Source organism: Kineobactrum sediminis, assembly GCF_002868715.1.
Lineage (GTDB): Bacteria > Pseudomonadota > Gammaproteobacteria > Pseudomonadales > Halieaceae > Kineobactrum > Kineobactrum sediminis.
In genome coordinates this window covers 58,097-69,909 of record NZ_PKLZ01000009.1, presented here as the reverse complement: position 1 = coordinate 69,909, position 11,813 = coordinate 58,097, and the positions used below count along the sequence as shown (strand labels likewise).

At 59.0% G+C, this 11,813-nt stretch carries 13 protein-coding genes; all 13 read right to left on the bottom strand.

What is annotated here, in order from left to right; all coding sequences use genetic code 11:
* Positions 1-22: 22 nt before the first annotated feature.
* Genes CWI75_RS12615 through gspC form a run of 13 tightly spaced genes read right to left on the bottom strand, consistent with a single transcriptional unit; the run spans position 23 to position 11,762 of the window.
* Positions 23-202, bottom strand: coding sequence for a rubredoxin (locus tag CWI75_RS12615; RefSeq protein WP_101521872.1), 180 nt, complete (start codon positions 200-202; stop codon positions 23-25).
* Between the two features lie 37 nt (positions 203-239).
* Positions 240-1,019 (bottom strand): type II secretion system protein N, encoded by a 780-nt coding sequence (gene gspN, locus CWI75_RS12610; RefSeq protein ID WP_101521871.1) that lies wholly within the window; start codon positions 1,017-1,019, stop codon positions 240-242.
* Entirely contained in the window at positions 1,016-1,489 is a 474-nt protein-coding gene (gene gspM, locus CWI75_RS12605) for a type II secretion system protein GspM (RefSeq protein WP_101521870.1), read from the bottom strand. Before gspM ends, gspN begins: the two co-directional genes overlap by 4 nt.
* On the bottom strand, positions 1,489-2,685 hold the full coding sequence (gspL, locus tag CWI75_RS12600) for a type II secretion system protein GspL (protein WP_101521869.1): 1,197 nt from the start codon (positions 2,683-2,685) through the stop codon (positions 1,489-1,491). Before gspL ends, gspM begins: the two co-directional genes overlap by 1 nt.
* A gap of 50 nt (positions 2,686-2,735) precedes the next feature.
* Positions 2,736-3,779, bottom strand: a complete 1,044-nt coding sequence (gene gspK, locus CWI75_RS12595; RefSeq protein WP_162300073.1) for a type II secretion system minor pseudopilin GspK — start codon at positions 3,777-3,779, stop codon at positions 2,736-2,738.
* A complete protein-coding gene (gene gspJ / locus CWI75_RS12590; protein ID WP_101521867.1) occupies positions 3,760-4,419 on the bottom strand; it encodes a type II secretion system minor pseudopilin GspJ in 660 nt (219 codons plus the stop codon). The genes gspK and gspJ overlap by 20 nt, the downstream gene beginning before the upstream one ends.
* Complete coding sequence (gene gspI / locus CWI75_RS12585; protein ID WP_101521866.1) at positions 4,409-4,849, bottom strand: type II secretion system minor pseudopilin GspI; 441 nt, start codon at positions 4,847-4,849, stop codon at positions 4,409-4,411. Before gspI ends, gspJ begins: the two co-directional genes overlap by 11 nt.
* Positions 4,836-5,417: a prepilin-type N-terminal cleavage/methylation domain-containing protein gene (locus CWI75_RS12580; protein ID WP_101521865.1), complete on the bottom strand. Its 582-nt coding sequence runs from the start codon at positions 5,415-5,417 to the stop codon at positions 4,836-4,838. The genes gspI and CWI75_RS12580 overlap by 14 nt, the downstream gene beginning before the upstream one ends.
* Positions 5,418-5,421: 4 nt before the next feature.
* Positions 5,422-5,850 (bottom strand): type II secretion system major pseudopilin GspG, encoded by a 429-nt coding sequence (gene gspG, locus CWI75_RS12575; RefSeq protein ID WP_101521864.1) that lies wholly within the window; start codon positions 5,848-5,850, stop codon positions 5,422-5,424.
* A 24-nt stretch (positions 5,851-5,874) separates the two neighbouring features.
* Complete coding sequence (gene gspF, locus CWI75_RS12570; RefSeq protein ID WP_101521863.1) at positions 5,875-7,095, bottom strand: type II secretion system inner membrane protein GspF; 1,221 nt, start codon at positions 7,093-7,095, stop codon at positions 5,875-5,877.
* 15 nt (positions 7,096-7,110) lie between these two features.
* A complete protein-coding gene (gspE, locus tag CWI75_RS12565) occupies positions 7,111-8,625 on the bottom strand; it encodes a type II secretion system ATPase GspE (protein ID WP_101521862.1) in 1,515 nt (504 codons plus the stop codon).
* The gene (gene gspD / locus CWI75_RS12560; protein ID WP_101521861.1) at positions 8,625-10,670 is read right to left on the bottom strand and encodes a type II secretion system secretin GspD; all 2,046 of its coding nucleotides are present in this window, start codon (positions 10,668-10,670) and stop codon (positions 8,625-8,627) included. The genes gspE and gspD overlap by 1 nt, the downstream gene beginning before the upstream one ends.
* Positions 10,671-10,706: 36 nt before the next feature.
* Positions 10,707-11,762 carry a type II secretion system protein GspC gene (gene gspC / locus CWI75_RS12555; protein WP_241521205.1) on the bottom strand — a complete coding sequence of 352 codons (1,056 nt, stop codon included), beginning with the start codon at positions 11,760-11,762 and terminating at the stop codon, positions 10,707-10,709.
* Positions 11,763-11,813 lie beyond the last annotated feature (51 nt).

Here is an 11,813-nt window from a genome sequence, read left to right as displayed (position 1 = left end):
GGTCGTACAATAAAAAGGGGGATTATTCTTCGATCAGGTCAAAATCCGACTTCGAAATGCCACAGTCGGGACACTCCCACGCATCGGGTAAATCCGCCCAGCGGGTTCCGGGAACAATACCGTCCTCCGGAATACCCAGGGCTTCATCGTAGATAAAACCGCAGATAACACATTCATACTTGAAGTACAGCTCATCGCTCATCGGCGAAAACTCCTTACCCGCAAAAACAGGTTATTGTTCATTGCAATCCACTACCCGCCAGGTCCAGTTGCCCCTCAAGCCTGAGCTGGTAGCCACCGGCAACCGGCTTGGCCAACAATGACAGGCCCTCTTCCAGCACTTCCTCCCAGCCGGTTTCATGACTGATCAGAGTCGCGATGCTATAGCGCCCATTCGGCAACTGCAACTGCAACTCCCCCTCGGCACGCACCGGCCCGGCGAGAGTGACAATTTCGCCCAACAGCGGCCCATTCGGAGCCTGCTGCACATCCAGTGCATAAGTGCCCAGGGGCAGTATGCCTCGGGGAGACTCCCAGGCGGCCTGTTGCCATAACACGCGGGCCCGCGTCGCCACCGGCAGACCGTTGCGCAACTGCAGGTATTCAGCCTGCAGGGACATCTGGCCACGCAGCATAACCGGGGCCAGATATCGCGCCAGCGCCGCGTCTACATTCAGCGTGACGTTTCGCAATGTCATGTTGTTATCACCCTGCACCAACAGCTCCGCCTGCAAATGCTGGTTACCCCAGTCACTGCTGATCTCAACCCGGGGAGTTAAGGTCAACAATGACAGGGGGTGCAACGTCCAGCGCAGCTCCCCGAGATGAAACAGACCGGCATCGGTTGCGAGCACCACTCTACTGGCACGTCCCTCCCAAAGACGACCACTGAACCCCTGTACGGCGACCTGACCGGGAGGCAGCGCCAGAGCGACCAGGCGCGCCGGCGCCGTGACTGCCAGGCATGCCAACAGTACGACCAGGCCAAGCAAGATCAACAGTACACGCCGGAGTATCATACTCCCTGTCCAATCCGGACAGTGGCATTGACCAGGCCGGCGCTACCGGCCTGGGTAACCGCCACTTCTTCAAGAAGCAGGCCCTCGCGTTGTTCCAGCGTGTGCAGCCAGGCAATGAAACTACTGAAAGCGACGCTCTCGAGACGAACCTGCAGATCGCCCCTGCTACCGGGTTGCAGGCGGCTTACCGCCAGGCCGAACTGCCTGGTACTCTGATTGACCAGCGACGCCAGGTTACGCGCCTGACCAGGCTGTGCTCCCGACTGACGCAATTGCACCAGTTCGGAAACCAGCTCATCCACCCGCAACAGGGAGGCCGCCGCTGCCGCATTTTGCTCTGCCATGCGATCCCTACTCGCCGCCAGCGGTGACCAGAGCATTGCGTAGACCAGATACAGACCCAGTACCAGAGCAAGCGCCAACAGGCTCATCTGGTCGCGTGTACCAAGGCGCAGAAACCACATTTTCATCAGCTTCTCCCCACCCGGATACGAGCCCGCACGCGCTCACCCTGGGCACTGCTGCTTTCCATTGCTGCATCGAGTCCCGCCGCCGCCAATCCCGAGCGTAACTGCTCTACCGAGGCAAAGTCTTCGGCGAGAATATTCAACCTCATTTCATCGCCGCGCTGGGTGTAATTAATACTGACGATAGCCGTACCCGGTCGTTCCACGATAATTGCACCGGCTTTTTCCAGCAGCGGCACAAAACCGCCACCGGAGGCGCTGCCACTCAACACATCTACCTGTCGCTGCAATTGGCGTTCTGCATCCACCAGCGCACCGTCTGGCACCGCTTCGCGATAACGGGCTTCCACCGCGGTTCTCAGTGCCAGATTCTCCTGGGCCAGGGTGCGGTATTCTGCCCAGGTCGACGCCAACTGCATACCAATCGCCAGCGCAAACACGCCTGCCACCAGCCGCCACTCGCGCCACCAGCGCGACAATGGCAGGCGAGCAGCGTACTCACCCTGGCGCAAATTGAGGGGATGGTCATCCCGGGCCAGCATCAGCGCGCTGCAGAGATTGCCGCGGCGCCACTGCACCCGACCCTTCAATTCATCCGGGACCAACGCCAGATCAGCCGTTTGGTCACTACCGTAGATAACCAGGGACTGCGGTGCTTCCGGATCCCGTACCGACGCCGCCAACAAGGTAGGTAGCAAGGCATGCTCGATCGTATAACCCTGACATTCGCCGGTACGGACAATCGCCTGGCGGGATTCCAGCACGATACACCACTCTCCCGCCCGCCAGGGCAGCAACAATGGCTCCGGTAGCCAGCGCGGCAACGGCGGCAGCCCTGACAGTTGCGTCTCCCAGGCAGCCATCAACTGGTGACGACACAGGGCGACCCCGAAATTGTCCTTACCCAATGGGCAAGCGGCAAAGTGCAGCTGCTCGATATCCTCGGCCACCTGCTCCTCAAGCAGAAACGGTAGCGCCTTGCTGATGTGCTGCTTCTCTTCGGGCGTTACCTGAAGTTGCAACAGGCGCACGTCGGCGCCGGGCGCCGCGAAGCATCCTTGCTGATTGCCTGCGGCAAGTGTTGCCGTAAAAGCTGCCAGCGCCTCGGGATTATCCAGTAGCCGCGGCTCAATTCCGGCCCCCGGGGGGTACCAGGCCAACTGGTTATCGATCAAACGCACGACGGTCAGGTTTTGCAAACCATCATCCCCACTATTGTCATTGCACGAGTCACACTAAAGTCCTGCCGTCACCGGCTGCCGTTGGCCCGGGCCATTGCCCGGATTGTGCGCCGATCGCGCTGTAACACACTGTACAAGCGCATGTTGCGATCGGCAACGTCGACTTCTGCCGACAGTAGAAACCAGGAGGAATTTTCACCCAGTAAACTCCTGACGCCCGCCACGGGTTTTTCAGCGAACACCGGGGCGGCGAAAAAGTCATCCATATCAATAAAACCATCGGCACTGCGCTGCTGCTCCAACAATGCAATACCGTCAGGTTCACTCAGTGGCGCGAGATTATCGTCCGCGTTAATGGAGCGCAGCACCGCCAGCGACGCCGTATGAATATTGAGACTCGACGGCGTCTGCGGCCAGACTGTGACCAACGGTGCCAGGGCACGGTACAGTTCCGGCGTTACCGTAGCCAGCATCCGCAGTTCGCTGACACTGCTCATGGCGCGGTTTGCCGCCCTGTAGGCTGGCGTCTGGCCAAGATAATAATCATCTTCGGCACCGTCGGCGCGAGTGTCACTGTCCTCATCCAGCCAGTCACCGATTTTCTGGGTGAGAGCAATCGCATCCTGACGGCTGACCACAGGCTCCTCAATGGTCTGGAGCAGACGGATAAATTGCGCCTGGGCCGCGGTAAAGCGCTTGCTGTCATCGCCGCCAGCATCATTTTGTGCACCGCTCACCGCAAGATTGTTGAGATTGAAACGCCCCTGCAGGTCTTCCAGCGAACCCGTCAGCATGCCACCGTCTTCCAGCGGGTAGGGTACCGCCTGCTGCGCCCACATCTCGTTCAGATCGTCTCGCGGTTGGTCGCGGGATTGATCCTTATCGTAATCCATCACCAGTATCAGTGCTGCAAGTTCTTCCGCGCCCCGCAGGTAGGCCTGGCCCTGTTCAGCCAGAAACAGGTTGGAGCCGCGCTGGTAAAACAGCAGGAACTCACTCTTCATCGCCACCAGCAATGCGGTAGACAGACCAAATACGAGCAGCGCCACTATCAGGGCAACACCACTTTGGGTCTTGATTGACGCAAGCGACTCAGAACGGCGGCAGTGCATGCAAGCTCCTGAGTTCACCGAGATCATCCAGCTCCAATACCAGTTCCAGCGCAACGGGGGGTGCCAATTGCTGCCCGGGCTGGCTGGTGTCCATAACCCAGTTTTCCGGCCAATTGCGGGTGTCGATCATAGTACCCCGGCTACCCGGGCCCAGGCTCGCCGGAGCGTCCAGAAACGATAGCCGCAACCCGCGTACCCCATCGAGTAACAATACTCTCCGGGGCTCGGTACTTCCGGCCCGGTCCAGCACCGGATAGCTTTCACGCCACAAAGCTTCTTCCTGCACAACGTAATTGACCCGTTGCAGGTTACTGCGATTGTAGTCGCCGGAATTATGCCAGCCACTACGGGTAAAGCTGAGCATAAAGCGCGCTGCCCTGCCACCCGACAAGGCGGGCTCCTGTTCACCAAATTCGTCCCGTACCGGCCGGGGGCTGAAATGACGCAAATCGCGACTGAGAATCATCAGTGCCCGATTAACCTCCCAGCTTCGCTCAGCGACCGCCCGCGTGCTTTCAACACCGCTGATGACAGCCGACAACCCGCTATAGGCGGCAGCCCCCACAAATGCGGTGATGGCCAGTGCAATCAGCACTTCTATCAGGGTGAATCCCTGCTCTTTAGCTCCCCTAGCTACCATTGCCAGTCCCGACCTCGGCACGCAAATCCGCAGACATGAAGGCTACCAGGGTGTAGAGAGGCGGCCCGCCCGCATCCTCACCCTCGGCCACGCGTATTTCCACCCGGGAAAAAGAGGGCACCTCGGTGCCGGTGCTGCTGAGTGTCCAGTACCACTGCCGTCCCGCCAACTCCTCAACACCACTGTCCTCTCCACTGAACAGACTGGCACGGGCGGCTGTAAGCAGGCGCAGTTCAACCAGCTTGTTCCTGGCTACCATCTGCGCCAGCGACTTGTCACGCAGGTAACCCGTGCCATCGACCTGCTGGTAAAGCGCGAACATCAGGGCCGGCAGGGCCACGGCGACAATGGCCAGCGCCACCATGACCTCGACCAGGGTGAACCCCTTTACCTTGTTGCTGAGCGAATAATTCGTTTTAGAGCCGGCCATCACGACCTTCTCCAGCAGGCAAGCCCTTTGGCAACAATTCCATCCTGCCGAGTAAATCCCACTGCAACAGCCACAACAACTCGTCGTTCTCCCGGCGACGCACTTCCAGCTCACCCGGCACGACTTCACCACTGGCGTAGAAAATCACCTGTGGTGCAACATCCTCCGCAACCGGCGCCGGTTCGGGCTCTATCCCCGGCATATTCTCCAGCGCGAGCGAAAGCCTTACCTCTGCCGGCAGCCTGCGCTGCGCAAAAACATCGCTCGCGGCAAGCGGGCGACGCCATCCCTCGGGGCGGCGCTCGCGCCAGTCATAGCCATAAACAGTCTCGCCATCGCGGCGTTCAATCAGCAATAGCAGCCCGATATCACGCCCCGACAGCTGCGCTTCATCAAGGGCAAACAGCGCCACATTACGGAGATCGCGCAGCTGTGCCTCAAGCTGTAATTCCTGGTTGCCGGAACCCACATTGAGCGATGCCAGTGAGGTGATCATGATCACCACAAATAGCACTACCAATAGCTCCAGTAAACTGAATCCCCGACTGCGGCGTCGCACGTTGTGCACTCACTCAGTCCTGCTCTTTCCAGTTGCCGATATCGGCATTCTGGCCGTCGCCTCCCGAGAGGCCGTCTGCTCCCAGGCTATAGATGTCAATCTCGCCGTTTTCGCCCGGGCTCAGGTAGAGATATTCCCGACCCCATGGATCGAGAGGCACTTCCTCAAGGTAACCGCCCTGCTTGAAGCTACGCGGTTGCGGATCCAGGTTGCTGGCTTCCACCAGCGCTTCAAGACCCTGCTCCGTTGTAGGATACACATAATTGTCCAGCCGGTAGATTTTCAGCGCCGTCTCGATAGCCTTGAAGTCGGCATACACTTTCTGAACGCGCGCTTCATCGGCACGATTGAGTACCGTAGGCGCCACTACGCTGATCAGCAGCCCCATGATCACCAGCACCACCAGAATCTCAATCAGGGAGAAACCCTTTGCGGCCCGCATTTTCGTCCTTTTCAGATTCATAACCTATCGCACCATTGTATTAAGATCGAATATCGGCAGCAGGATGGCCATCACAATCATCAGCACCATCGCTCCCATGAATACCACCAGCAGCGGCTCCAGAAGACTCATCATCGTGCCCATGGTCATTTCCAGTTCGCGCTCCTGATTAGTGGCCGATCGCTGGAGCATGGTTTCCAGCTCGCCACTGGCTTCACCGCTGGCCACCATATGCACCATCATCGGCGGAAAGTGACCACTCTCACGCAGCGCCCGATGCAGGCTACTACCCTCCTCCACGCGCTCTGCCACGACCGCGCTGTCAGCGCGCAACACCAGGTTGGTCAGTACCTGCCCGGCAATGCGCAGTGATTCAAGCAGTGGCACTCCACTCGCCATCAGGATGCTCAGCGTGGATGCGAAGCGGGCGGTATCCATGGCAATGACCAGCCTGGATACACCGGGCAGTTTCAGCAGCACACCGTGCCAGCGTTTACGCCGTGCCGGCAGACGCAACCAGCGTCGGGCAACAATCACCAGCCCAACCACTGCGACCAGCACCCACAGGGCATAGTTCCGCGAAAAATCGCTCGTTGCAATCAGAGCACGGGTAAGCAGGGGCAACTCCCTGTCACTGTGGGCAAAAATGCCAATCAATTCGGGCACCACAAATACCATGAGCGCAACGACCACGCTGATCGCGACGCCCACCAGGATGAACGGGTAAATCATCGCCATTTTCATTTTCTGGGCGGTATATTGCCTCTGTTCATTATAGTCGGCCAATTGCTCGAGTACCGGCCCCAGAAAACCGGCGTGTTCACCGGCGGTAACCATGGCCCGGAACATCTCATCGAAAACCAGTGGAAATTCACCCATGGCATAGGCCAGCGTATGGCCCTCGGACACCCGCGAGCGAACCTGTAACAGCAGGCCCTTGGTGCGGGCCTTTCGGCTTTGCTCGGCAGCCGCCTGCAAACACTCATCCAGCGGCAGGTTGGACTGCACCAGAGTGGCCAGCTGGCGGGTGACCATGGCCAGTTCGGCCACACTGATCCTGGGCTGAAATAACGACAAACTGAAGCGCGGCTGGTTGGCTGCCTGGCGGTTGGCAACCACGACCTCAACCGGCCGCAGCTTCTGGCCCCGCAACTGGCTGCGTACCTGGCGCTCGGAATCACCTTCCAGTACGCCTTTAACAAGCTTGCCACCCGGATTCAGGGCACGATAGCGGTATGCTGTCATCGCCGGTTACCCGGGTCAGTTAACGGAGGTAACACGCAGGACTTCTTCAATGCTGGTTTCGCCGGCCAGGACACGTCGGCGACCATCCTCCTGAATACCCGGATAGTGCTTCCGGGCTTCCTGCAGCATGGTTTGTTCACTGGCACCCTCGTGAATCATCAGGCGCAGGGCGTCATTGACTTCTATCAGCTCATACACGCCAGTACGCCCGCGATAGCCACTGTAATTACAGTGTTCGCAACCGCTATGGCGATAAATTGTCAGCGCTTGGGAATCTTGCTCGTCAACGCCCAGCAGAAGCCGCTCCGCCACGCTCGGTTCGTAGGCCTCACGGCAGTCCCGGCATAACAGCCGCACCAGTCGCTGGGCCATGACCCCAATCAGACTGGAGGACAGCAGGAATGGCTCGATACCCATATCCTGCAAACGGGTCACTGCGCCGATGGCGGTATTGGTGTGCAGCGTGGATAGCACCAGGTGCCCGGTCAACGACGCCTGCACCGCGATTTCTGCTGTTTCCAGATCGCGAATCTCACCCACCATGACCACGTCCGGGTCCTGGCGCAGGATCGCGCGCAGGCCGCGGGCAAATGTCATTTCGACCTTGGGGTTAACCTGGGTCTGGCCAACCCCGGGCAGCATGTATTCGATCGGGTCTTCTATGGTGAGAATGTTGCGAGTTGCCTGATTGATATGCGACAAACCGGCGTAGAGGGTGGTGGTCTTGCCGGACCCGGTCGGGCCGGTGACCAGGATAATCCCGTGCGGCGTATGCAGGGCACGTTCATAGCTGGCCAGCACCTGCGGGTTCATTGCCAGCTGGGCCAACTCAAGTTGCCCGGCCTGCTTGTCCAGCAGACGCAACACCACTCGTTCACCGTGAGCGGAAGGAATGGTGGACATTCGAATATCTACCGCATGGCCGGCGATTCGCACCGAGATGCGGCCGTCCTGGGGGACCCGCTTTTCTGCGATATCGAGCTTTGCCATTACCTTCAGTCGGGACACCAGCAAAGGTGCCAGCATGCGCTTGGGTGAGAGTATCTCGGCCAGCACGCCATCGATGCGGTAACGCACGCTGAGCCGGTCTTCAAAGGTTTCCACATGAATATCCGAGGCCTGCTCGCGCACCGCCTGGGACAGAATGGCATTGATAAGACGGATGATAGGGGCATCGTCCTCGGCGTCCATCAAATCACCGGACTCGGGAATCTCATCCGCCAGCCGACTGAGGTCAACATCCGCACTGATGTCTTCAGCCATCTGCACCGCTTCGCTGTTATCCCGCTGGTAAGCCTGGGTCAGGCGACGCTGGAATTCAGCTTCAGTGACCGGCTCCAGCCGAAACGGCCCGCCCAGCCAACGCCGCAGTTCCAGCAGCACCTGTTCGCCCACCGTCGAGCGGTGATAAACGACGGCACCGTTCGCCTGGGGCTGTAATAGTACCCCATACTGCTTGGCATAACTGAATGGCAGGGCCGTGCGAGTCACACCGGCGTCTGTAGCAACTATTGGCTCGACCACTGCCATCAACGCCCGCCCGCGGAGTCTGCGGCCGCTTCATCTACCTGTTCGTCGCGGATTTCCTCCAGCCGGCGGAACTCATTTTCCCACTCGGACAAAACGGGGATCTGTTCATCTTCAATAAACATCGTACCCCGACCCCTGCGCAGCAGTTGCTGGTCGCGAATGTAGCGATACTTTTCCGCCGTCGCGCCCTCGAGTCGTTCCTCATCACGAATGATAGTCGGGCGGATAAAGACCAGCAGATTGGTCTTTACCGTGGACACGGCGTCACTGCGGAACAGCCTGCCAAAAAACGGGATATCTCCCAGCAGCGGCACTTTCTGGCTCGCGTCCTGAACATCGTCCTTTATCAAGCCACCCAACACCACCGTGCGGCCATCTCCCGCCAGTACCTTGGTCTGCAGGATGCGCTCGTTGGTAATCAGGTCAGACGCCGACAGTACCGCTGCAGTATTGCTCAGGCTGGAGACTTCCTGGGAAATATCCAGAACAACGGAGTTGCCCTCGTTAATGTGCGGCGTGACCCTGAGCGTAATACCGACGTTCTGTCTCTCAATCGTCTGGAAAGGGTTCTGGGCGCCGTCTCCGGTACCGGTGCTGGTAAAGGAACCGGTCACGAATGGCACGTTCTGACCGACCGTGATATAGGCTTCCTGGTTATCCAGGGTCAACAGGCTGGGTGTCGAGAGTATGTTGGCGTTGGACTGCTCTTTGAGCGCATTGAGAATCACCGTCATCGACAGGTCGTTGCCGATGGTACCCCAGCCCATGGACAGGCCTGGAGATTGTGCCAGCGCTCCCGCCAGCGCGCCTACGTCAAAGTCACCGGTTTCCAGGCCAGAGCTGGCGCTGTCATCGTCCGTGGGCAAAATGGCGCCGGCTATACGCTGTGCCCGGGCATCGCCACCGTTGATGTTGCTGCCGAACAAACCGCTGTCGTTGACGAACAGCCATTGCAGCCCCAGGTCCTGGCCATCGCGGACCTCGAGCTCAACGATAATCGCCTCCACAAGTACCTGGGCGCGACGAATATCCAGTCGCCCTATTACCGCTTCCAGCGCCGCCATTTCGTCGCTCGCGGCGGTAATGATAAGCGCATTGGTGCCCTCGTCGGCCTCAATGGTGGCGGACTCGCCGCCGCTCTTGACACCTTCCGCGCCATTAGCGTCCAGCCGGGTAATATTCTTCATGACCCGGGTGAGCACTTCAGCGATATCCGTTGCCTTGGCGTACTCCAGATAGACCACCTTCACGTTACCGCTCTGTTCGAGAGGCGTGTCAAGATAGCGGATAAGGCGCAGCATTCGCGCCCGCTCCAGTTCGTCGGCGCTGACCAGGACGCTGTTGGTCCGGCTATCGGCGACCAGTAATACCTCGACTTCACCACCGCCGCCTTGCTGGGCCTCGGACTTGTTGAGTCGGTCAAGTATTCGCACCACATCCTCGGCAACGCCATACTTGAGCTTCACGACCTCGGCTTCCTGTACCGCCGTACGATCCATGAGCTGGATAATGTCAGTGATGCGGTCGATATTGGAGGCGGTATCGGAAATGACGATGGCATTACTGGGTGCAAAGGCGGCCATGTGGGCCTGCTGGGGAACGAGGGGACGCAACACGGGTATGAGTTTGGCCGCGGAAATATTCTGTAACCGTATGACCTGGGTGACATATTCGTCGTTGCTGCGCCCGTTCCCGTCATTGCGCACGGTTACCGGTGCCGACCGGGCATCCTTGTTCTGAATGACCCGCACCACACCACCGGAACGCACCGCCGTATATCCGTGCACTTCAAGAATTGACAAAAACAGGTCATACAGTTCGCTACGCGAGACGGGCTTGGTTGACACCACCCTTACCCGGCCCTTCACGGAAGGGTCCACCACGATTGTGGTATCCGTGGCCTCGGCGACAAACTTGATCAATTCCTGGATATCGGTATCTTTCAGGTTAACGGTATAGTCCTGGGCACCGGCGACACCGGTACCGCATAGCCACACGAAGACAGCGATCAAGGGCGCGTGCAGAATCCTGGAGGTCTTTTTCACTGGCGGTTCATCCTTGGCTGAAGTGCTCTGGCTTTATTACTGATCACTGGCTGCAGCACCGAGACTTACACTGAGCGACACCGACTGCCCTTCCCGCAGAAGATCGAAGGACGCTTCGGTAGCTGAACGCATGGTCTGGTAAAGGCGCATGGTATTGCCCGGGTCGGACAAGGGCATACCATTAACGGCTATCACCAGGTCGCCACTGCGGAAGCCCAGCCGTTTAAACTGCTCCTGGTCACGCCCTGGAACAATCTGGTAGCCCCGCAATTGCCCATCCTGCCTGACCGCGGATATTCTTACCAGTTCAGCCAGGGATTGGGGGTTCTGGTACAGCTGCTCGCGGTAGTTACTGGCAAGCTCGGTGGCTGTGGGGTCGCCGCGTTTATCGACTCGTTGCGGGCTACGCAACCCCTGCTCGCCGGCACCCGGCTGCACTGCGCGTTGCGCCTGCACCTGGGCATCAAAATCAGATGCATCATACAGAGTCAGCAGCTCGAAGGTTCCGCTGTTATTAATTACTACCTGGCTCGGCATCACTTTGGCGAGCGTAACCCTGCCGGACACGGGCAGGGGGTCATCCACTGCATAAACGTCCTGCTGGCCACGATTTTCTATGATCGCACTTCCCAAACCGTCTGCGGTGGAAGCGACAATGCCCCTGAGCGTAAGATCCAGCCGGCTTTCCCTGGCGCCGGCCTCGATACCATCCCGTTCATTCTCCACCAGGCTGGCGGCCACAATCGTTTGCTCTGCCGCCCCGGTAGTCCCGGGCTCGCCAAACAACGGCCAGCTGCGCAGCGCTTCAATATCCACGGATTCCTGGCTGTCACTTCCCGTACCGGAACGTGTAAGCGGGTTAATCAGTTGTCCATTGAGGGTATCGGGTTGAGGCTCCGGTAACTGCAGCCATATAAAGTCCACAAGAGCCGTGATTATCCACAGCGACAACAACGCCAGTAGCACCTGGCGCAGACGACGACCTGTCGCAGGGCGGTTCGCGTAGGGGCTGCCCAATCGATGGCCGATCCCCTGAAGCAGGGTCAACGCGCGTGCGGGAATCGCACTGTAGTCAAGTCGCTCGGCTGCCAAGGCAGACTCCTGATTACGCCCGGAAGCAGGTTGTGTCCGGGTTTTACTCCA

What these genes read in the sequence shown, in the direction of transcription:
- CWI75_RS12615 (WP_101521872.1), bottom strand. Translation starts at nt 202, where the DNA reads ATGAGCGATGAGCTGTACTTCAAGTATGAATGTGTTATCTGCGGTTTT.
- gspN (WP_101521871.1), bottom strand. Translation starts at nt 1,019, where the DNA reads ATGATACTCCGGCGTGTACTGTTGATCTTGCTTGGCCTGGTCGTACTG.
- gspM (WP_101521870.1), bottom strand. Translation starts at nt 1,489, where the DNA reads ATGAAAATGTGGTTTCTGCGCCTTGGTACACGCGACCAGATGAGCCTG.
- gspK (WP_162300073.1), bottom strand. Translation starts at nt 3,779, where the DNA reads ATGCACTGCCGCCGTTCTGAGTCGCTTGCGTCAATCAAGACCCAAAGT.
- gspJ (WP_101521867.1), bottom strand. Translation starts at nt 4,419, where the DNA reads ATGGTAGCTAGGGGAGCTAAAGAGCAGGGATTCACCCTGATAGAAGTG.
- gspI (WP_101521866.1), bottom strand. Translation starts at nt 4,849, where the DNA reads ATGGCCGGCTCTAAAACGAATTATTCGCTCAGCAACAAGGTAAAGGGG.
- gspG (WP_101521864.1), bottom strand. Translation starts at nt 5,850, where the DNA reads ATGCGGGCCGCAAAGGGTTTCTCCCTGATTGAGATTCTGGTGGTGCTG.
- gspF (WP_101521863.1), bottom strand. Translation starts at nt 7,095, where the DNA reads ATGACAGCATACCGCTATCGTGCCCTGAATCCGGGTGGCAAGCTTGTT.
- gspE (WP_101521862.1), bottom strand. Translation starts at nt 8,625, where the DNA reads ATGGCAGTGGTCGAGCCAATAGTTGCTACAGACGCCGGTGTGACTCGC.